The 21409-nt window shown below is 64.7% G+C and carries 18 protein-coding genes and 1 tRNA gene; 11 read left to right on the top strand and 8 right to left on the bottom strand.

Going from position 1 to position 21409, the window contains the following annotated elements; translation table 11 throughout:
* Positions 1-73: 73 nt before the first annotated feature.
* Entirely contained in the window at positions 74-337 is a 264-nt protein-coding gene (locus tag Q4S41_RS05315) for a hypothetical protein (protein ID WP_305030066.1), read from the bottom strand.
* Positions 338-530: 193 nt separating this feature from the next.
* Between Q4S41_RS05315 and Q4S41_RS05310 the strand changes: the two genes are divergently transcribed.
* Positions 531-1244 carry a hypothetical protein gene (locus Q4S41_RS05310; RefSeq protein WP_305030065.1) on the top strand — a complete coding sequence of 238 codons (714 nt, stop codon included), beginning with the start codon at positions 531-533 and terminating at the stop codon, positions 1242-1244.
* 21 nt (positions 1245-1265) lie between these two features.
* On the opposite strand, the gene Q4S41_RS05305 is transcribed toward Q4S41_RS05310, so the two are convergent.
* Complete coding sequence (locus Q4S41_RS05305) at positions 1266-1718, bottom strand: hypothetical protein (RefSeq protein ID WP_305030064.1); 453 nt, start codon at positions 1716-1718, stop codon at positions 1266-1268.
* Between the two features lie 137 nt (positions 1719-1855).
* Between Q4S41_RS05305 and Q4S41_RS05300 the strand changes: the two genes are divergently transcribed.
* The 5 genes from Q4S41_RS05300 to Q4S41_RS05280 all read left to right on the top strand — a co-directional run bounded on the left by Q4S41_RS05300 (position 1856) and on the right by Q4S41_RS05280 (position 10041).
* Positions 1856-1928, top strand: a tRNA-Thr gene (locus tag Q4S41_RS05300).
* 156 nt (positions 1929-2084) lie between these two features.
* Positions 2085-2738, top strand: a complete 654-nt coding sequence (locus Q4S41_RS05295) for a response regulator (protein ID WP_305030063.1) — start codon at positions 2085-2087, stop codon at positions 2736-2738.
* A 125-nt stretch (positions 2739-2863) separates the two neighbouring features.
* Positions 2864-5320, top strand: coding sequence for a T9SS type A sorting domain-containing protein (locus Q4S41_RS05290; protein WP_305030062.1), 2457 nt, complete (start codon positions 2864-2866; stop codon positions 5318-5320).
* Positions 5321-5760: 440 nt separating this feature from the next.
* A complete protein-coding gene (locus Q4S41_RS05285) occupies positions 5761-8850 on the top strand; it encodes a sensor histidine kinase (protein WP_305030061.1) in 3090 nt (1029 codons plus the stop codon).
* Positions 8851-8901: 51 nt separating this feature from the next.
* Positions 8902-10041: an FAD-dependent monooxygenase gene (locus tag Q4S41_RS05280; protein ID WP_305030060.1), complete on the top strand. Its 1140-nt coding sequence runs from the start codon at positions 8902-8904 to the stop codon at positions 10039-10041.
* On the opposite strand, the gene Q4S41_RS05275 is transcribed toward Q4S41_RS05280, so the two are convergent.
* From Q4S41_RS05275 to Q4S41_RS05255, 5 genes are all read right to left on the bottom strand, one after another.
* Positions 9974-10852, bottom strand: coding sequence for an alpha/beta fold hydrolase (locus Q4S41_RS05275; RefSeq protein WP_305030059.1), 879 nt, complete (start codon positions 10850-10852; stop codon positions 9974-9976). The two genes, Q4S41_RS05280 and Q4S41_RS05275, sit on opposite strands and share 68 nt — an antisense overlap.
* On the bottom strand, positions 10845-12272 hold the full coding sequence (locus Q4S41_RS05270; protein WP_305030058.1) for a phytoene desaturase family protein: 1428 nt from the start codon (positions 12270-12272) through the stop codon (positions 10845-10847). The genes Q4S41_RS05275 and Q4S41_RS05270 overlap by 8 nt, the downstream gene beginning before the upstream one ends.
* Before the next feature lie 154 nt (positions 12273-12426).
* Positions 12427-13221, bottom strand: a complete 795-nt coding sequence (locus Q4S41_RS05265) for a geranylgeranylglyceryl/heptaprenylglyceryl phosphate synthase (protein ID WP_305030057.1) — start codon at positions 13219-13221, stop codon at positions 12427-12429.
* Entirely contained in the window at positions 13193-14143 is a 951-nt protein-coding gene (locus Q4S41_RS05260) for a hypothetical protein (RefSeq protein ID WP_305030056.1), read from the bottom strand. Before Q4S41_RS05260 ends, Q4S41_RS05265 begins: the two co-directional genes overlap by 29 nt.
* A 12-nt stretch (positions 14144-14155) precedes the next feature.
* On the bottom strand, positions 14156-14533 hold the full coding sequence (locus Q4S41_RS05255; RefSeq protein ID WP_305030055.1) for a phage holin family protein: 378 nt from the start codon (positions 14531-14533) through the stop codon (positions 14156-14158).
* A gap of 145 nt (positions 14534-14678) precedes the next feature.
* On the opposite strand from Q4S41_RS05255, the gene Q4S41_RS05250 reads away from it, so the two are divergent.
* A complete protein-coding gene (locus Q4S41_RS05250; protein WP_305030054.1) occupies positions 14679-15818 on the top strand; it encodes a J domain-containing protein in 1140 nt (379 codons plus the stop codon).
* A gap of 200 nt (positions 15819-16018) precedes the next feature.
* Here the strand turns inward: Q4S41_RS05250 and Q4S41_RS05245 are convergent, their stop codons facing one another.
* Complete coding sequence (locus Q4S41_RS05245) at positions 16019-16582, bottom strand: fasciclin domain-containing protein (RefSeq protein WP_305030053.1); 564 nt, start codon at positions 16580-16582, stop codon at positions 16019-16021.
* Positions 16583-16899: 317 nt separating this feature from the next.
* Here Q4S41_RS05245 and Q4S41_RS05240 point away from each other — a divergent pair, with 317 nt between their 5' ends.
* The 4 genes from Q4S41_RS05240 (at position 16900) to Q4S41_RS05225 (ending at position 21406) form a co-directional block, all read left to right on the top strand.
* The gene (locus Q4S41_RS05240) at positions 16900-17718 is read left to right on the top strand and encodes a DUF5602 domain-containing protein (protein WP_305030052.1); all 819 of its coding nucleotides are present in this window, start codon (positions 16900-16902) and stop codon (positions 17716-17718) included.
* 222 nt (positions 17719-17940) lie between these two features.
* Entirely contained in the window at positions 17941-18234 is a 294-nt protein-coding gene (locus Q4S41_RS05235) for a hypothetical protein (RefSeq protein WP_305030051.1), read from the top strand.
* Between the two features lie 59 nt (positions 18235-18293).
* Positions 18294-20312, top strand: coding sequence for a cation:proton antiporter domain-containing protein (locus tag Q4S41_RS05230; protein WP_305030050.1), 2019 nt, complete (start codon positions 18294-18296; stop codon positions 20310-20312).
* 245 nt (positions 20313-20557) lie between these two features.
* A complete protein-coding gene (locus Q4S41_RS05225; RefSeq protein ID WP_305030049.1) occupies positions 20558-21406 on the top strand; it encodes a universal stress protein in 849 nt (282 codons plus the stop codon).
* The last annotated feature ends 3 nt before the right edge of the window (positions 21407-21409 follow it).

Genomic DNA, 21409 nt, shown 5'->3' with positions numbered 1-21409 from the left:
ATGGCAGTGGAGATACTTCGGCTGCGCTCAGCAGGACCGTTTCTATAAAAGTCTATTCCTCAAACGACAACGCCTACTTCACTTCCTCAAAATCAACGTATTCGCCGCCTTTAAAATCGTGCGGCTTCTCGGTGGCCTTGGCCACGGGCGGCACGAAGTCGACGCGCACCTGGCCGGGCGCGGGCGGCGGGCCGGGCCGCTGCGCTTGCGGCGGCACCACAAAGCCGCCGTTGCGCATTTGCTTGCGCACAAAGCTGTTCAGCGCCAGCCGCAACACGATGGGCAGCAGGTAACGAACCGCAAAGAAAATCAGAATGAAAATGAGCCAGAAACGCATAGAATCCATAAACGTAAATGCGGCCGCAAGGTACAACCCGCCCCTGCTGACGCTCGAACCGCCGGCTTATTTTAGCAAGCTGGCCCCTTGGTGAGAGCAGCCCGCAGATTTTCCTTAGCTTGGGTCGATTTCCTTCGCTACACAACTGATGGCCCTCGCTTCGTTCCTTCCCCCTCGATTTCCTCTCCTCTTTTTGGGGCTGCTACTCTTGGCGAATGGCGCCGCGCGGGCCCAGAACATCGCGCCGGGCTACGTCGTGACTGTCGGCCTCGACAGCCTGCGCGGCGGTATCATCCTGCACGACAACACCACCCAGCAGCGCGCCGTCGATTTTATTCCCATGCGAGGAAATCAGCGCCTGCATCTCGATGCCACCCAGCTCAAAGCCTACGGCTACATCCACCAGCAGGACACGGCCCGCTACGTGAGCCTGCCGATGAATTTGGGAACCGCTGGCCACCAAACCGAGCTTATTTTTTTGCGGCAGCTAGTGGCCGGCCCGGTCGAAATGTACCGTTACCACTACAGCCGCGACTACTACGCAGCACGCCCGGCCACAGCCAGCAGCCCGGTGCTGACCGCATCGTTGCCCCGCATTAGCAATGTCGCTCATCCGCTGCTGGCAACGCCGCAGCAGAGCGCGGTGTCCGCCAGCAACCGTAACGCGTTTCCCCCGCTTAACCGGGCCAGTGCCCAGTCGGGCTCCGGCGTTTCGCTGCTGCTCAACCGGCGCGCACAGCCGGGCCTGCTCGAAGTCACTTCGTGGGCTTACCCCGCCGATGCTGCTGCCTATTTTGCCGGCTGCCCCGCGCTGGCCGACGACCTGCGGGCCAAGCGCTACCGCGCGCGCGACCTGCAAGCCGTGGTGCGGCGCTATAATGTTTGCGCAAGCCCCGCCAAACCCTAAGCAAAAGCAGCATCCCTTGCCCTAGCGACGCCCTTTACGCCGCGGGCGCAACGCCCGCGCCACGGCGCCCGCCACCAGCCCGCCGGCCATGTACCAGGCCACGGTCATGGCCTGGGTTTGGGGGGTGCGGTTGCTGGGCGCTTCGCCCAGGCCCAGTGGGCCGGGCAGCACCACGCCGCCCACGCCGGCGGCCACGCCCAGCAGCAGCCCGCGCCGCACGGCGTGTTTCCCACTGCCTACTAACGTATAATAGAGGCCGTTGCTAAGCACATCGCCCGCCATGGTCAGGTTGAAGAGGGTGTCATCGTCGGGTTGGGGGGCATCGGCTTTGCCCAGCAGCTTGCGCAAGCCGCGCATGCCCAGCACGTCCATGCGCGGGGCGTCTTCGGGGCGCAGGCGGCGCACGGTTTCGTGAAGGGCAGTGAGGGCAAGGGCCCCGGCAAAACCGGCGGCGAGCGAAGGCAGCAGTTTCATAAGCAGCGAATAAGAGGTTGCTTTTCAAACGCGGCGGGCGCGACGGGGTTGCTAAATTTTTCTGGGCCGACGGTTGCGCCGCTTCCGCCGCCGTGCCTATCTTTGCAGCCCCTTCCAAAACCGTTGGTCGGGAACAAGCCGATTTAGCTCAGTTGGTAGAGCAGCTCATTCGTAATGAGCAGGTCGTTGGTTCGAGTCCAATAATCGGCTCCCTTTTAAAACCCGGAAAACCGCTTCTCACTTGGTGAAGGTCGTTTTCCGGGTTTTTCGCGTTTGGCGGCTTTTGGGCTTTGCGTCTTCTACGCCGCCCGCGTCTCCCCCTTTTGTGTCATGGCGCCGTGCGGCGGCGGGGCCTACTTTTGGCCCATGCAAACTCGGCTCTCCCTGGCCATCATCGAAGACCAAACGCCCATTCGGGAAATGCTGCACCAGTACCTGGGCGCTCAGCCCGAATTTGAGTGCGTGCTGACGGCGGTTTCGATGGAGGATTTTTTCCGGCAGCTCCCTACGCTGGGCGCCCCGCCCGCCCTCGTGCTCTCCGACATTGGCCTGCCGGGCCGTTCCGGCATTGAGGGGCTACCGCTCATTCTGGCCAAACTGCCGGAGGCGCAAGTGCTCATGCTGAGCGTGTTTACCGATGCGGCCCGGGTGTTTGAAGCCGTTTGCGCCGGGGCGGTGGGCTACTTGGTGAAAAACACGCCCCTGCCCGTTATCAAAGCCCATTTGCTGGAAGTGGCGGCGGGGGGCTCGCCCATGTCGCCGGCGGTGGCGCGGCACGTGCTACAGGCGTTTCGACGGCAGCCGCCGGTGGCGGTGGCGGCCACGGCCGAGGACCGCCTCACGCCGCGCGAGCAGGAAATCGTGACGGCCGTGGAGGAAGGCCTCAGCTACAAGCTCATTGCCGATGCCTTCGGCATTACCGTGGATACGGTGAAAAACCACCTCCGGGCAGTGTACCGCAAGCTGCACATCAATTCGAAAGGAGAACTGTTGGCTCTGGCCTTACGGCGGCGCGCTTAAGGCAAAAAATTCGGATAGTATAACACTTTCGTGTCATTGTGCCATAGAGAAGAAGGGGCGTGCTTTGTGGAGTTCGACGGCAAGAGCCGCCGTTCGTCACATTCTCACTCTTTATTCACTGTACTATGCGCGTTGCTTTACTAAACCGAATCAGCCGTGCCAGCCTGATGTTGGCCGTTTTGTTGCTGCCACTCGTCGCCGGCGCGCAGGCTCCGGTGAATGACGACCCAACGCGGGCCATTTACCTGTTCCTGAACGCCACCAGTACCAGCACTCCCACCGTCGCCACCAACGTGGGCGCTACCGCTACGGCCGCCGCCACGTGGGGCTACACCAACCCCGGCTGCGGCGTCGCCGTCGCCCCCAAAGACGTGTGGTTCCGGTTCACGACCGACTCCATTGGCCCCGGCAGCACGGCGGCCGCCATCACCGTGACGGGCACCGCAGCGGGCCAGGTGCGGGTGTTCTCCAGCACGGGCGGCACGGCCGGCCCATTCACGGCCATCGGCTGTGCGGCCGGGCCCACGAACAATACCCAGGCGCCGCGGCTGGTGCTGGAACGCCTGACGCCCAGCACGTATTATTACGTTTGCGTGTCGGGCTACGACTCTTCGGATACTGCGGGTGCTTTCACGATTTGCGCCACCCAGGTTTCGCCCACCAACGACCTGTCGGTGGATGCCGTTCAGACGCTCACCCAGCTGCCTATTCCGCAAGGGGCGCCCCACTGGGTGCGGGCAGTGGTGACCAACCAGGGCCTGAGCACCCAAGCCCCCGTAACGGTTGCCCTTACCATCACGGGGGCCAATTCCTTCTACACTACCCAAACCATTGCCGCGCTCGCCGGCGGCAGCAGTACAACCGTGACCTTCCCGAGCTTTGCGCCCAGCATCGCTGGCACCAACACCGTGACGGTGAGCATTCCGGCCGACGGCAACAACACCAACAACACCCGGGCCGTGACGCAGGTGGTGAACGCCGACACGTATTCCTATGCCGATGCGGGCCCGGCACAATCTTCCCGCGGCTTTGCGCCTCCCACCTCCACCGCGCCGCATAACAATGTGTTTATCACCCGCTTTCTCAACGATGAGCCGCTCAGCGTGTCGCACGTGCGGGCCTACCTGGTGAACGGCGGCGGCACAAGCGAAACCACTGTGGGCAAAACCGTGTACGGCGTGGTGATGGAGCCCCTTTCGGGCCGCGTGCTGGCCCGCTCGGCCGACCACGTGGTGACGGCGGGCGAACTCAACTCCTATGTGTCGCTGCCCCTTCTCCACCTGGTGTCGCTCCCGGCAGGTGCCGTGTTCGTGGGGCTGGTTCAGACGTACCAGACCGGCCCGGTTGTCCAGTATTATCCGCTGGGCACCCAGCCCGACGGGCCGGGCCGCACGGGCGCTTTTTACTCGGGCTCTTCCACCACTCCCACGCTATTTTCTGACAACGGCCTGAGCTCTCGGGTTCGGTACATGCTGGAAGCCGTGACGGTGCCGGCGGCCCTGTGCCCCCCACCCACCGATGCCAACAAGGTGTTTTCGAACATCAGCCCGACCGGATTCAGGGCCACCCTTGCCGGCGCTACCGGCCTCGTCCTCTCGTACTCAACCGGGGGCGGCCCGTCCACGACGGTGACGGATACCACCGGCACCCTGGCGGTGAGCGGCCTGAGCCCCGCCACGCTTTACGATTTCGATTTGAGAAATGCTTGCGGTGGCGCTGGCCAAACGTCCCTGCCCCTGCGAGGCACCTTACTCACCCTGCCGGCCCCGGCAGCCTACGCCTCCCTGCCCCTGGCAGAAGGCTTCGAAGGCACCTGGCAGGACGACGGCGGCATTCAGGACCGCCCGGGGGCCTCTTGGCGCAGTTCTCCTTCGACCGGTGACCAGTCGTGGCGCCGCGACGACGATGGCACCGCAGCTTCCTGGGGAACGCCGCTGATGGGGATTTACGCCCCGGTCAGCAGCCAGGGCGCCCACTCGGCCCGCTTCCACACCTACGGGGCCCCGCTGTCCACAACGGGCAACCTCTTGCTGTACGTGAACATGAGCAGTTCGGCCGGCCCCAAACAACTCACGTTCGACTACGTGAACCCCAGCGGCACCGACCTGCTGGACGTGCTGGTGAGCACCGACGGCGGGGCCACCTTCAGCCCGGTCCCGGTGCTCACCCTGGGCACCAGCGCCACTTTTGCCACCTACTCAGCCACGCTGGCCAGCAATTCGCCCACCACGGTTATCCGCTTCCAGGCAACCGGCGACCAGGGCTCGACCGACATCGGCATCGATAACGTGCGCCTGGCCGTGGTGACTGGCACCCGCAACGAAGCGCTGGCCGCCACACTGGGCCTGTCGCCCAACCCGGCCCACGGCACTTTCACCCTAGCGGTGCCCGCCGGCCCGCTCGGCGCCGCTACAGCCACGCTGCTCAATGCCCTAGGCCAGGTGGTGCACGCCCGGCAGCTGGGCCTGCCGGCTACCGGCGGAGCGGCTGAGTTCGACGTGCGCGGCCTGGCCGCCGGCGTGTATGCGCTCCAGCTTCAGACCGGCGATGCCCGCGTGGTGAAGCGCGTAGTCGTTGAATAACTGTTTGCCTGCTTGCTGCTAAGAAGGGCTGACCTGAACGGGTCAGCCCTTTTTTCATGCCGGATGGGTAGCTCCAGCACATGAGAGACGAAGCAAACTGCTATGCGACGCAATCTGCACCTGGTAAGTACCGGCGAAAGCCCTAGCGAGCCCAAGGAACTCAACCAATTGACTACCAATACTAATAAGCAGAATTGCCCCGGCATAGCGGTTCTCTTTGCGTACTTCTTTTTTGGGTATTTCGGAAAGGCGAACCGTTTCGCGAAGCAGACCAGGGCTGAACGAAACGCAAGGTTTCCAAACACTTTTATCTCCAGCGTTTCTGTCGTACTGTTGCGTTATAACATATAATTTTTTCTTAATAATATGAAAATAACAGCTACCCTGTTTGCGCTTTCCCTTTGTCGAATTGCCGGCCGGGCCGGGCGGTGCTTAAGCAAATGAAAACGCTATACTGGCTGATAGGCTGCTGGCTGCTATTGGCCGGGCCGGCAGCACGGGCCCAGTCACTGGAGCAGCAGCCCGACCGCGCGCTGAGCACGGTGGGCATCCGCGACATTAGCAGCGACCCGGTAGGCTTTGCCTGGGTGGCCGCCCGGCAAGGCATGTTTCGCTACGACGGCCGGCAGCTGATACCCCTCAACCAACTGGTCCGGCAGGGCCCTCACCTGAGCGGCGAGGCCACCCGGGTAGTGGCCGACTCGGCCGGCACCGTGTGGATAGGCATGTACAACGGCCTATATGCCTTTGTGCCCGCCACCGGCGAGCTGCGCCAGGTGCCCGTGCCTCCCCGTAGCGGCACCTGGCGCAGTGCACTGCTGCTCCATCGGGGTGCGCTCTGGATTGCGCGGGGAGTCAACCCTTACCAGCTTTACCGGCTGCCGCTGCGGCACCCCCGGCAACTCCCGCAGCTGGTGCTGGAGCACCAGCAGGGCGTGTTGTTGGCCATCGAGCCCGATTCGGCGGGGCTGCTGCTGTTTGGCGCGGAGCAGAACTGGCGCCTGCTGCCGGACGGGCGCGTGCAGCCCCTGCCCGGCAGCAGCCACCGCTACCGGGTGCGGACGACAACCGGCGCGCGCCGGGCGCAGGTGGCCGACCACCCGCTGCACCTGCCTCACGGCCCCTACTACCTCATCGACAGCGCCCTGGTAGAGCACCGGGCCGGGCAGCGCCCGCGCGTGCTGGCCCGCTGGCCGCGCGGCCGTTTCTCGGCGGCCGTGCCGCACCTCGACGTGCTGGAGCTGGATAGCACCTGGTACTGGCTGGGGCAAGGTGAGCTACTGGCCTTGTCCATCCGGCGGCAGCGGCAGCCGCCGCGGTTGCAACGCACGCTGCTCAAGCTGGCCTGGGAATGGAACGGCTGGCTGTGCTTCAACCGCGACCGGACGGGCTTCTGGGCCTTTGCCGAGGGCATGCCGGGCGTGGTAAAGCTGTGGCCCCGGCAGGCGCCCATTCAGGCGCTGCCGGTGGTGGGCGGGCAGCACCTCAGCACCCGCACCATCGGCCGGCTAGCCGATGGCCGGCTGATGGTGGGCACCTACGCAGGCACATTTACGCAGGCGGCCGACAGCCCAATGGCCTCCCTGCGGCGCTGGCCGGGCACGGCGGCCGGCACAGGCTCTGGCCCGCCCTCGCACCTGCACCCCTGGCCGACCGGGGCGCCCGAGGGTGTGTGGTTTTGCAGCCTCCGCCTGCCCGATGCACGCTTGGTGATTGGGCTTGAAAATAGCGGCGTAGTGCTGCTGACCGGGCAGCAGTTTCAGGAAATTACGTGGCCCGGACCGCACCCCGACCTTGTAGGCAAAACCACTTTCTGCCTGCTGCGCGCCCGGGCGGGGCAGCTGTGGGCGGGCGGTCAGGAAGGATTGTTTCAGCTCGACCTGGTTCATCGCACGCGCCGCCGCTACCACGAAGGTGACCCGGCCTGGCCGCTGCACCGCTGCGAGATAGAATCAATGAGCGAAGGCGCCGGCGGCGAGCTGTGGCTGGCCACCAACCGCGGGCTCTATTGCCTGCAGCCCACCACCGGCGCCCTGCGCCACTATGGCCCCGACGAGCCGGCCCCCTACCGCTTGCCCACCCTTTTGATGCGCTGCGTGCTGGCCACCCACCCCGACAGCGTGTGGGTAGGCACCCTCGACGCCGGCCTGCTGCTGTTGAACCCCCGGCGGGGTGTGCAACGGCAGCTCACGCTGGGCCAGGGCCTGCCCAGCGAAGCAGTGGCCTTTGTGCTGGCCCCCGCGCCGGGCCGGGTGCTGTGGGTGGGCACCCACAACGGCCTGGTGCGCTACGAGCCGCGCACCGGCCGGCGCAGCGACCTGACCACTGCCGAAGGCCTGGCCACCAACGAGCTAAACCGCCAATCGGGCTGGTACGACTCGGTGCGGCAGCGCCTGTACGTGGGCGGGGTGGGCGGGCTGAGCGTCCTCGTGCCCCAGGACCTGGCCACGGCTGGGTACCGACCCCGACTGCTGCTCACCAGCCTCACCCAGCACCACGCCCAGCCCGACACCATCCGCACCGATTACCTGGCCGGCGCCCTGCCCCAAGGGCTGGAACTGGCCCCCGGCGACGCCTTCGCCGACTTATCCCTGGGTATGAGCGACGACATTGGAGCTCAGTTGGGCCGCTTTGCCTACCGCTTGCTGGGCAGCGGGCCCGCGCCCTGGCAAGAGCTGGGCACCGGCAACCGCCTGCGCCTGCAAGGGCTGGACCCGGGCGACTACACCCTCGAAATCAGGGGCGAGACCGAACTGGGCGCACCCGCCCGCAACGTGCTGCGCGTGCCGGTGCGGGCGCGTACCTACTGGTGGCGGCGGCCCGGCGTGTGGGCCACGCTCACGGGCCTCCTGGTGGCACTGGCGGCCGGCGGGGTGTACCAGTGGCAGCAGCGCCGCGGCCGGCAGCGCGAGCGGTACTGGCAGGCCGAACACGCCCTGCGCCAGCGCATTGCTGCCGACCTGCACGACGATGTGGGCAATCTGCTCACCCAAATCAGCATGCACAGCAGCCTGCTGCGCGAAACGCCCCACAGCCCGGCCCAAACCGTGGCCCGGCTCGACGCGCTGGCTGCGGCCTCGCGCCAGGCCGCCCAGCAGATGAGCGACGTGGTGTGGGGCCTCGACGCCGAGCACCTGCGCCTGAGCCAGCTGCTGGCCCGCATGCGCGACCACGCCCAGGAGGTACTGCCCCCCGCCGGCCTCAACGTACGCTTTCAGGTATCCCCCGACCTGCCCAACCCCGAGCTGGGCCCTGATGTAGTGCATAATTTCTACCTCATCTATAAAGAAGCGCTGCACAACGTGGTGAAGCATGCCCAGGCCACCACCGTCATCGTGACCTTGGCCCCCAACCCGACGGGCCTGCTACTGACCATGACTGACGACGGGCGTGGCCACGACGGCCAGCCCCGCCCCGGCGGCCACGGCCTGGCCAACATGCAGGCCCGCGCCCGCGCCGTGGGCGGCACCGTGTGCTACCAGCCCCAGCCCACGGGCTTTGCGGTGGTAGTAAAGCTGCCGCTGGGCTAAGCGGCTTCCCGTTTTTTTGCGCCGCAGCTTTTGGGTTGTTCCTTCGCAGGTATGCAGGTTTCCGGGCTCATCATTGGCGGCGGCATTGCCGGGCTCACGGCGGCCGTGGCCCTGCAGCAGCGCGGCATGGCCGTACGAGTATGCGAGGCCGCGCCCCAAATAATGCCCCTCGGCGCCGGCATCTGGATGGCGCCCAACGCCATGCAGGTATTCCAGCGCCTGGGCCTGGCGGAGAAAATAAACGCCGCCGGGGTGCCGCTGCGCAACATTCAGATTGTGGATGGCCAGATGCGCCCGCTGCTGCGCACCAACCAGGCACGCGTGCGGCAGCAGTTCGGCTTCACCACCACGGCCATTACCCGTGCCCGGCTGCAAGCGCTGCTGCTGGCCGAAGTCGACCCGGCCAACGTACTGCTGGCCAAGTCCTGCACCACCATCACCGAAAGCCCCGCGGGCGTGGCCGTCGCCTTCGCCGATGGCAGCACCATCGAGGCCAGCTTCGTGGTAGCGGCCGACGGGGTGCACTCGCCGGTGCGCGGGCAGTTGTTTTCGGAGGTGCGCTTTGCCGGCACGGGGCACGAGGTATGGCGAGGCATGGCCGAGCTGCAGCTGGTACCGGCCTTCAAGCAGTCCATCACCGAGGCCTGGGCGCAGGGCGTACGCTTCGGCTTCTCAGAAGTAGCCGACGGGGTAGTCGATTGGTTTGCGGTGGTGAAATCCGGCCGCCTGGCTTCGCGCCACGAGCTGAAGGCCGGCCTGCAGTCCATTTTTGAAAATTTCGCTTACCCCGTGCCCGCCATTCTGGCGGCGGCCGACGAGGCGCGCATCATCCACAACGAAATTGCTGACTTCGACCCCATTCCGCAGTGGAGCCGGGGCCGCGTCTGCCTCATTGGCGACGCCGCCCACGCCGCCACGCCCTACATGGGCCAAGGCGGCTGCCAGGCGGTGGAAGACGCCTACGCCCTGGCCCAGTGCCTGCACCAGGAGGCCACGCCCGAGCAGGCCTTCGCCGCTCTGCAACGCCTGCGCCAGCCCAAGGCCCGGCACATCGTGCACACCTCGCGCCTGCTGGGCCGCGTGGGCTACTGGACCGGCCCGGCGGCAGCGCTGCGCAACTTCGCTATGCGGGCCGCGCCGGCCCGGCTGGTGGAACGGCAGTTTTCGCAGGTATATGCCCTGAATTACTGACGCTTTGGTGGAAGCGCTGAATATGCGCGGCCACTTCCCCAGGCTGCGCCACTGCCATCCAATGCGTGCCGTTGCGCACCACCACCAGCTGGGCCTGCGGAACCTGCGTCTGCAAATATGTGGCGTGGGCCAGGGGAAAATGTTTGGCGCGCTCGGCCCACAAAATCAACGTGGGACACTGCACGCGGCGGTACCACTTGGGCAGGCGCGGCAGCTGGGCTTCGTAGCCGGCGCACATTCGCACGATGAAATCGCGCACGCTGGCTTGGCGGAATGCGCGCCATAAGTCCTGGCGAATGGTGGGCGCCAGCGCCGCCGTGCGCGGCAGAAACGTGTGCAGCGCCCGCCAGAAAATCAGCCGCGGAAAGTGCCGCAACAGCAGGCGGTTGACGCCAAACCGGCGCAGCCACGTTATTTCCCACGAGGTAGCGGCTTCGCTGCTCACCAGCGAGTTCATCACCGTCAGGCTGAGCACCCGCTCGGGGTATTCGGCCGCGAACACCAGAGCGGGCTGCCCGCCCATGTCCTGGCCCACGAGGTGAGCTTTTTCAATCTGCCAGTCGTCCAGCAGTTGCCGCAAATGCTTCGCCATCAGCAGCGGTGTGGCGCCACCGGGCCAGGCCTCGCTGTAGCCCATGCCGGGCCAATCGAAGGCCACAACCTGCTTATTAATACTCAACAGTGGCGCTAGCGCACTGAACACCTGCAGGTTTTCGGGGTAGCCGTGCAGCAGTACCACGGCTTCGCCCTGGCCCAAGCGGGCCACGCGCACCGGGTGCTGCTGGTGGGTTTCGAGCGCGGTATCAAGCATGGGCGGGGAAGTCCTGGGCCAGGCAATCGGCCGCGAGCACGCCCGAGATGGCGCAGAAGCTCACCCACTGGCCCGGATGCGTGGAACTGCCGGCCAGGTAAAGGCCGCGCACGTGCGGGCTGCGGTGGGCAATGCGGCCTTTCAGCATAAAACGGGCCGTCATCACCGGGTTCATGCTGTCGTGGTAGAGCGTGTATTCGCGGCCCCATTCGAAGGTGGTGCGGCGGTGCAGCACGCGGTAGGCACCGATGTTTTCCTGCCACCACGGCTCGGCCAGCAACTGGTCCATTAGCGTGTGCTGGCCTGCTTCGCCCAGGGCGGCGGCCGTGGCGTGGTCGAGCGGGGCAATGAGGCGGGCCGGGTACCAGCCGTCCTGTCCGAGGCCGGGTTCCAGCAGACCCGGCTGTACGAAGGCCGTGCAGCCGGTGCCATTGAGCTTGAAACGGATGTAGTACGGCGGGTTGCGGCCCTGCACCGCCAGGTACACGCACACGCCGGGCGACTGCAGCGGCAGCCGGCGCAGCTTCGCTTTTTCGGCGGGCTTGAAATTCTCCAGCAGCTCCGTGTAGGTGCCGATGCCGTTGGAATTGGACACGAGGGCATCGGCCGGGATAAATTCGCCGGTGGTGGTTTCCACGCCCGTCACCCGGCCGTGCGCCGTGCGGATGCGAGCGACTTTGGTATGGTATTGAATAGCAACCCCGGCGGCCCGCGCCGCTTTTTCCAGCAGCGTGGCCACACTTTGCATGCCGCCCTTTGGATAGTAGGCGCCCACTTCGTGAAACAGGCCGGGCACGAAGGCCATGGGGCTGGGCGCCTGCGCCACCGGCTGCCCGGCCACGTGCGTCCAGATGCTGATGCCCTTGCGCACCGGTTCCGGCAGGCCCGACTGCTTCAGCACCCTGTCGAGCGAGCTGAGCAGGAACGGTACGTGCCGCAGCGCGCCGTTGCGCAGCACGTCCCACACGCCGGGGCTGGTTTTGAACGTGAACGGCTTGAGGTTTTGGTGAATGGCAAACGTGTGCTTCACCAGAGCCTTGTACTGCGCACCGCTGCCCGCGTAAACGGCCTCGAAGCGGGCCGCCGTCGTGTTCAGGCTGTGGTCGAAGGCGGTGGTGCGGCCGTCCTCGTGCAGCACGTGGTACACCGATTCAATGAGTGTCAGCCCTAAATCAGCCGTGGAAAGGCCCAGCTGTTGAAATGCCCAATCCAGCCCCGGCTTGTCGAGCATGATATACGGCCCGGCATCAAGCACAAAGCCACCCGCCTCCACGCCCGAGGCCAACCCGCCCGCGCTGGCCCGCGCCTCCAGCACTTGCACCTTGTAGCCCAACCGCGTCAGCCGGATGCTCGCGCTTAGACCACCAATGCCGGCTCCGATAACCAGAACATCGCGCTGTTGGGCCGTTTCAACTGACATAGCCGTTGCTATTATCTATTCAAAAAAGAACGTCATGCAGAGCGCCGCGCAGCATCTCGCGTGCCGTCACTAATCAATAAAGATTGAGTTGCCACCACACGCGAGATGCTGCGCGGCGCTCTGCATGACGTTTGGGTGCTTGGCCGTTCTATCTCTATTCGAGCACTTTCCCCAACGGCTGTGGGTGCGCCACTTCGTTGAAGGAAGCCACTACGCCGGCCACTTCGCCCAAAAATTCCGGGTGTGTTTCGATGTGGTTGCCCACCACCACCACGTCGGCGCCGGCGGCCAGGGCGGCGTACACTTTCTCGCCGGTATTGAGGCCGCCGCCCACGATGATGGGGGCTTCCACGGCCTCGCGCACGGCCCGAATCATGGCGGCCGACACGGGGTTTTGGGCGCCGCTGCCGCCGTCGAGGTACATCAGCTTCAGACCGAGCTGCTCACCGGCCATGGCCGTGCAGGCTGCAATGCCGGGTTTGTTGTGCGGCAGCGGCGTGGTGCCGCTCATGTAGGAAGCCGTGGTTTGGCGGCCCGAATCGACCAGCATGTAGCCGGTGGGCAGCAGCTGCAGGCCGCTGGCCCGCAGGCGCGGCGCAGCCACTACGTGCTGACCAATAAGAAAATCGGGGTTGCGGCCCGAAATCAGCGAGAGCAGCAGCACGCCGTCGGCGGGGCCGTCGAGGTGCATGCTGTGGCTGGGGAAGAGCAGCACGGGCACGTTGGAGTGCGCTTTTATCAACGCAATGAGGGCAGCCTGATGCTCGCTCAGCACCAGACTGCCCCCCACGAAAAAGTAATCGACCGGATGTACCTCGCTCAGGCGGAGCAGGTGCAACAGGCTGGTTTCATCCAGGTTATCGGGGTCGAGCAGCACCGCCAACGCTTTGTGGCCGTGCTGCCGACGGGTCCGCAACGCATCATAAAGACTGGGAGTGAGTGGACGCATCCGGGGAATCAGGGGAGACAGACGAGGCGACGGGCACGAACCCGGTTTCGGCGGGCGCGTAGCCCGCCGAAGTCGCAAGGTCGGAAGCAGCGCCCGAATTTTCGGAAGTCGCGTCCGATTTCTTCTCGGCTGGGAAGAACTCGCTCACCTTTTTTGTCACCAACGCTAGCGCCACGGCGGCCACCTGGCCCACCAATACCTTGCCGGTATCGGACTTCAAAAACGACTGCAGCACCTCCCCTACCAGACGTGAGCCGCCGCTGAAACGGCTGGGCTGTGGGCCATTGGCGTGCTCTTCCTCGAAGGCGTGCGAAGAAGGCAGCCGGCGGCTGTCGTCGTAGGGCAAGTCCTGGAACGGGTCGTCTTCAAATTCATCGGTGTCGAAGTCCGACGACTCTTCGGGGAAGCCCGCGGCCGCCAACTGCGCGTGGTTTTCGGCGTGCGATGTAGCGGTTGCGAAGTCGTCGTTGGCGGGGCCTTGCTTGGCCTCGTGCGCGCCGCCAAAGGCCTTGGCCGAATCGGCGGCCGACTTGCGGTAAATCTTGCTCTTGTAGCGCTTGCCGTTGCCGGCGGTGTAGTATTCGGCGCTGGCTTCGTCGTCGGCCACGGGGCCGTGCTGGTCGAAAGCCTCCTGGTCGAAGCCGTAGCCGAAACCGTAAGCGTCGTTATCAGCAGCGGCGTGCTCGTCGTGCGCTACGTAGGGGTTATGCTTGTTTTTCTTCTTCTTGCCGCCGCTGAAGGCTTTGGTGATGAGCCAGATGCCGCCGGCCAGGCCCGCACTTACGGCCGCGATTTTGCCCACCTTCACCGACTGGTCCTTGATATGGTCCACGTCGCCGCGCAGAGCGCGCTCGTACTCCAGCTTTTTGCGTTCGAGAAATTCTTTTTCTTCGTCAAACAGGGGATTTTGCAGGTCACTCATAGCAGGCTAGGCTTAGGCTTGGCGTTTGTCAGATTTGTAGATGGTGTCCTTGAGCAGTTTGTTGACGATGCCCTGGAAGGCCGACTTGTCGACGCCCACCAGCACCAGCACCAGCAACACCAAGTAGAAGCCGGCCACGATGCCGAAGCCCCAGAACGGGCTGTCGAGGGCCGAATTGAGGGCCAGGCCGGCAAATACGCTCAGGAAAATGAGAAAGAACATGCCCAGCACCGCCAGCGTGACGCCGTGAATGGTGCCCACGAGGGCCGTGGAAATCTTCTGCTGGATTTCGAGGCGCACCAAGTCGATGCGGGTGTCCAGGTAGCCGGTCAGATTGCCAATCAGGCTATCGTTGCGAGGGGTTTTGGAGGAGTCGTCGTCGGAGAACATACGGCGCGAAAAAGGAGTGGCAAGAAAGAATAAAGGCGAAAAAGCGCAGCCCTAGCCCCCAAAATCGAGAACTGACTGCGCCGGTTCTACGGAAAATCTCGGCGCGTGGCTGACTTTTGTGCGGTCGTTTGTGTTTGTCGTTTGCGTGAGTCAGAATCATTATCAAGTTCTTGGAGTAGCCCCCACGGCCGCCGCCGCCGACATCAAGCGCGCCTACCGGCGGCTGGTGGTGCGCTACCACCCCGATAAGCACGGCGGCGATGTGCGCTACGAGGAGCAGTTCAAGGCCGTGGCCCAAGCCTACCGCATCCTCGGCGACCCCGGTCGTCGCGCCACTTACGACTTCCAGCTCACCCAGGCCGCCCGCCGGGCCGAGGAAGCCCGCCGCCAGCAGCAGCAGCGCCCCGCCACCCAGCACGTGTACGGCGTGCCCATGCCGCCGCCCGCGCCCCTGCGCACGCGCCCGCCGGCCGGCAGCCGCGAACGCCACTACCAGCGCATCCCGGTGCAGCGCGCCCGCTTCAATGCCCGCGACTGGGGCCTTACGCTGCTGTTCATCGTGGGCATTGTGCTCTTCGGGGTGGCCGTGAAGGTGACCATGGACCGCGTGTCGGCCAACCGCAACTACGATGACGGCCTGCGCGCCTACGCCAGCGGCAATTTTCCTGCCGCCTATGCCTTTCTGGAAGAGACGCTGCACTTCCGGCCCACCTACGCGCCCGCCCTGCGCCGCCACGGCGAGCTGGAACGGCTGTTCCAGCACGATGTGCCGGCCGCTCGGGCCGATTTCCGGGCCGCGCTGCGCCAGCCGCAGCCGCGCCGCGTCACGGCCAATGTGCTCTACCACCTCGGCCGCTGCGAAACCGACCTCGGCCACCCCGACCTTGCCGACCAGGACTACAGCCACGCCCTGCGGCTGGATACCACCCTAAGCGCGGCCTACCTGGCGCGCGGCAAAGGCCGCCTGCTCGACCTCAACAACCCCGCCCTGGCCCTGGCCGACCTCAACCTTGGGCTGGCCCAATGCCGCCGGGCGGCCGCGCCCACGCCTTGGCGCTACGTGCAGGTGCGCGGCCTGGCCCTCGCGGCCCTGGGCCGCTACGCCGAGGCCCGCACCGACTACTTCAACACCCTGCAAGCCAATCCGAAGAATGGCCAAACGCATTTCCTGCTGGGCCGCCTGGCCGCCCGCACCGGCGACTCCACAGCAGCCTGCGAGTTTTACCGCCGCGCCGTGGGCTTAGGCTACGAATACGCTCGCCCGGCAGCGGAAGGGTGCCAATGATGAACGGTGCCTTGTCTTTTTTGCACGCCTGTCATCCTGAGCGCAGCGAAGGACCTTATCACGTTTGGATATTTCCCAACCGTGCAGCCGTGACAAGGTCCTTCGCTGCGCTCAGGATGACAGACGGTATTGACTAGCCCAAACGCAAAAACGCCGCTGGCACGAGGCCAACGGCGTTTTTTGTGCCTAAAAGAGGCAAATTACATGGGCATCAGCACGGTGTTCACCACGTGAATCACGCCGTTGCTCTGCATGACGTCGGCGATGGTTACCATCGACATGCCGCCTTTTTCGTCTTTCAGCTCAATGCCTTTGCCTTTCATCATGGCGGTCAGGGTACCGCCTTGCACGGTTTTGAGGGTGGCTTTGCCGCCGCCGGCTTTGATGGCTTTCATGAGGTCGGCGGCGGTCATGCGGCCGGCCACCACGTGGTAGGTCAGGATTTTGGTGAGGGTAGCTTTGTTCTCGGGCTTCACCAGGGTTTCAACGGTGCCGGCGGGCAGCTTGTTGAAGGCTTCGTTGGTGGGGGCGAACACGGTGAAGGGACCGGCGCTGCTTAGGGTTTCCACCAGGCCGGCGGCTTTCACGGCGGCTACCAGCGTGGTGTGGTCTTTCGAGTTAACGGCGTTTTCCACGATGTTTTTCGTGGGGTACATGGGGGCGCCGCCCACCATCACGGTTTTCACTTTCTGGGCCGAAACCGTGGTGAGGTTGGCAGCGCTGAAGAGGGCAACGAGGGCGAGCGAAAAAAGCGTCTTTTTCATCGGTATAGTAAAATGACTGAATGTTGTGAAAGATGCCTCACCTACGCCACTGCCCGCGCTACCGGATTGCCTCGACTGTAAATATTTTGAGAAGGCTCGCTGCCTGCCCCGCCGGTTGGCGGGGCTAGCCCCGCCAATTTTCTGGTTCTGAGCAAATCCACGATTCTTACTTTATTATTAATTAAATATTTTATATATTTATTATCTGTCAAGCACTTTACTGCTTTCGGCGTGCGTGCCCTGACGGCCAGCCCGGGTAGCGGCCAGCAGGCATTGGGCTCGGCAATCCGTCACTTTTCACCAACCACCTTATCCCTATGAAAAAGCTGAATTCCTTTGTTGCCTTGCTTGCCCGGCCTGTGCTGCTGGCGGGCCTCACGTTGCTGGCACCGGCCTGCTCGAAGCAGGAAGCCGTAGCGCCCGCGGCCCCCACCGCCGCAACGGCCGATGCAAAAGCTGACCAAACTAAAACGTTTTATGGGCCGGCCGTGCCCGTGGGGCAGGGCGTGGCGCGGGCCTGGGAAACCGTGAACGCTGCCGGAGTCCCCACGGCCATCGGAGTAGAAGTTTCGGCCGGCGCGATGCTGAACGCGGGCCCCACGTCGATTGATTACGTGTTGCAGCTGCCGCACCAGGTGGCCGTGCCGCCCTTCGACCACATTGAGCTGGGCTGGAACCCGGACGGCCACGAGCCCGCCTTCTACATGCTGCCGCACTTCGACATGCACTTCTATATGATAAGCGAGGCGTACCAAGCCGCCATTCCGTTCTTGGCACCTCCCGCCTTCGATGTGGCGCCGGCGGCCCAGTACATCCCGCCTTTCTACGTGCAAGGGCCCGGGCTGGTACCCAACATGGGCGCCCACTGGCTGGATGTGCTCTCGCCGGAACTACACGGCGCCACCTTCACCAAAACCTTTATTTACGGGACCTACAACGGCCACGTCGCCTTCCTGGAAACCATGTTTACGCGCGATTACCTCAGCGCCCGGCTCACCGAAACGACGCCCATCCGGCCGGCTGCGGCAGTGGAGCAGGCCGGCTACTACCCCGCCAGCTACACCATCAGCTACAGCGCTTCGCCCCAACAATACAAAATTTCGCTCGACGGCCTGCAGTACCGCGCGGCCCAATAAGTATGTCGCTGAAAATAAACTAAATTGCACCGCTTCGCCCAAACCAGCTGGCCAGCCAGGGCGGAGCGGCCATTTTTTTGAGAGGCCTAAGTTCCCGCTTTGGGCAGATTGATATCAGGGAGGCAGCTGATTATTATCATACATAATATATTAATTTTACTATAATTTTAATTGATAACTTTTGCACCATCCCGGTTGCACCACATCCATCGCCCCAGCGCCATGAAAACGGCCGTCCCCCCACTGCAATTTCACCTGGCCGAAGACATTGCGGCCAACCTGAGCGAGCTGCGCCACAAGTACGCCCAGCAGCTCCGGAAGCCCCTCACGCAGACCGTCCACAAGCTTAATCGGCGGCTGGCCCGGCTGCTGGACAAGCACACGCTGGCGCACCACCGCAAGGCCGCCCGCAAGGTGGCCCGGTACCTGGTGGCCAGCCTTGGCAATTCCTTTCACCAACCGCTGGCCGCGCCTCACGTGCATCGGGCGAAGCGAAAGAAACGGTTTTTAGCCTGAGGCAGCCCCGGCTGCCTCACCATAGTTAGCGTTAGCGCGTCTTACCCACGCTGGGAGCCATGAATAATCCTTTGCTGCACGACTTGTTGATTATCCTGCTGCTGTCGGTGGGCGTCATCCTGCTGTTCAACCGCATCAAGCTGCCGGCCATCATCGGGTACTTGGTGACGGGCATGCTGGCGGGGCCCTACGCGCTGGGCCTCGTGAACGGCCCGCACCAGGTAGACCAGGTGGCGGAGCTGGGCGTGGCGCTGCTCATGTTCACCATCGGGCTGGAATTTTCGGTGCAGGGTTTGGCGCGCATCAAGCGGGCGGTGTTTGTGGGCGGCACGCTGCAGGTGGGCCTCACGGTGGCGGTGGTGGCGGTGCTGAGCTTGGCGGCGGGCAGCTCGGTGGGCACGGCGGTGTTTTGGGGCTTTTTGCTGTCGCTCAGCAGCACGGCCATTGTGCTCAAGCTCATGCAGGAGCGCATGGAAGTGGATTCGATGCACGGCCAAATCGTGCTGGCCATCCTGCTGTTTCAGGACTTGGTGGTGGTGCCCATGATGCTGCTCATTCCGCTGCTCAGTGGGCAGACGACCGGCAGCCCCTGGCTGGCGCTGGGCCTGATGCTGGTGAAAATAATGGCCGTGCTGGCCGCTGTGGTGCTGGGCGGGCGCTACCTGATGCCGCGCCTGCTGCTGGCCGTGGCCCGCACGCGCAGCCGCGAGCTGTTTTTGCTCACCATCATCGGCACCTGCCTGGGCGTGGGCTGGCTGACGGATGAAGCGGGCCTCTCGATGGCGCTGGGGGCTTTTCTGGCCGGCCTCATCATTTCCGAGTCGGAATACAGCTACGAGGCGGTGAGCAACGTGCTGCCCTTCCGCGAGATTTTTGCCAGCTTCTTTTTCGTGTCCATCGGCATGCTCTTCGATGTGCACGTGCTGCTCGACCGGCCCGTGGCCATTGTGCTGCTCACCACGGGCGTCATATTGCTGAAAATGCTGCTCACGCCCATGGCCACCGTGAACCTGCGCGCGCCCGTGGGCGAGGTGCTGCTCACGGGCCTGGCCCTGGCGCAGGTGGGCGAGTTCTCGTTTGTGCTCTCGCGGGCGGGCCTGCAGGCCGGGCTGATTACGCCGGACAGCTATCAGGTTTTTCTGGCCATTTCGGTGCTCACCATGTGCTGCACGCCCGGCGTGATGGCCGGCGCCCGGCCGCTGGTGGACTGGGTGATGCGCCTGTCGTGGCCGCTGCGCTACGAGCGCCACCTGCACCGCAGCCCCGCCCCCATTGTGCCGGCCCTGCCCGCGCCCGCAACCCAACTTAGCGACCACCTCGTGATAGTGGGCTACGGGCTGAACGGCCGCAACCTGGTGCGGGCCGCCAAATTTGCCAATCTCACTTATGTCATCCTCGAAGCCGACGCCGATAAGGTGCACCGGGGCTTGAAGCGCGGCGAGCACATTGTGTACGGCGACGTGACGCACGAGCACGTGCTGGAGCACCTAGGCGTGGCGCGGGCGCGGGTGGTGGTCATCGCCATCTCGGACCCGGCGGCCACCGTGCGGGCCGTGGCCACCATCCGGCGCATCAATGCCACGGGCTGCATTCTGGTGCGCAGCCTGTATGTGTACGAGCGCAAAAACCTCTACCACGTGGGCGCCACCGAAGTCATTGCCCAGGAGCAGGAAACGTCGCTCGAAATGCTGGCCCACGTGCTCACCCGCTTCGTGGTGCCGCTGCCCGACATCGAGAAGCTCATCACCGAGCTGCGCCACGGCAGCCACGCCATGCTGCGGCCCCACTCCATGAACAAGGCGGCCTGGTCGAGCATTCACGCGTGCCTGGCGGGCGCCGAGCTGGCTTCCGTGGAAGTGGACACCGACCCGCAGTACTGCTTCGATGGCGAAACGCTGTCGGAGCGGGCCGTGCGCGAGCGATTCGACCTCTGCCTGCTGGCCATTCGGCGCAACGGCACCATGCTCGAACCGCTGACCACGGCCACCGTCATCGAGCAGCACGACACGCTCTACGTGTTCGGCAAGCCCGCGAAAGTGGCCGCGCTGGAACAGGAGCTGCACGCCGTGGCCGCCTGATGGCGCGGCGCTTGGCGGCCCGGGCAAACTGGCCACGCTTTTCCCTGGGCAGCCATGATTATAATCAGGCGCTAAGATGATTGTATTCAGTATTTTAACACATAAATAAACTGAACTTCACCTGCTCAAGCGGCGCAACCGTGCGCCGGCGGCACGCCGGATTCATCCGGCCCCGAGCAACCTTTTGATGCGCACCGGAGGGTGGCCGGGCCTTTTCTTTTATCGCCGATTTTCTCCTCATGGCAATGGCACCTTGCATTCTGGTACTCGTCAACTCATCGGCCGCGGCCGAGCGGGCCGCCCGCTACGCAGCCGAGCTGGGCGCCCCCCTCCACGCCCGCCTGGTGCTGCTCAACCTGCCTTCGCTGGACCTGGTGCCGGTGCTGCTGGCCCCCGAGCTGGCCAGTGCCGAGGCGCAGCTGGCCACCCACGAACGCCCCGAGCGGCTGGCAGACCTGCTGGCGCTCACCCGGCGGCTACCCGTTCCGGCCGACCTGGAAGAAGCCCCCGGCCCCGTGTGCGATGCCCTGGCCGCCGCCGTGCGCCAGCACCAGCCGCTGCTGCTGGTGATGGGCCTGAGCCCCGACCACGACCTGCTCGACCACCTGCTGCACAACCGGGCGCTGCCGGTGCTCCGCACCACGCACCTGCCCCTGCTGCTGGTGCCCGAAGCCGCACCGGCGCCCGGCGTGCCCCGGCGCCTGTTATTCGCCTTGGATGGCGACGCTTTCATGCCCAACGCCGCCACGCGGCACCTGGCGCCCCTGCTCTCGGCCAGCCCCAGCACCTACATCGTGACGCACGCGGTGGAGGACGACGAGGTGCCGGAGTTTGCCGGCAAGCTGGTGCTGGCCGAGATGCGGGCCAGCATGCTGCTGCCCGAAAGCGCGCCGCTGCAGCTCTACCAGGTGGCCCATAACTCGGCCTCCGCCGGTATTCTGCGGGCCTGCGAAGACACCTACGCCGACCTGGTGGTACTCATGGCCCGCCCGCGCAGCTTCCTGAAGCAGCTATTTCACCGCAGCGTGACGGCCAAGGTGCTGCGCCACTGCCAGATGCCGGTACTGCTGCTCCCCACCGAAGACTCGCATTAGGCC

Source organism: Hymenobacter convexus, from assembly GCF_030580955.1.
Lineage (GTDB): Bacteria > Bacteroidota > Bacteroidia > Cytophagales > Hymenobacteraceae > Hymenobacter.
The sequence above is the reverse complement of the archived record's forward strand: the minus strand, read 5'-3'. Positions and strand labels throughout refer to the sequence as shown.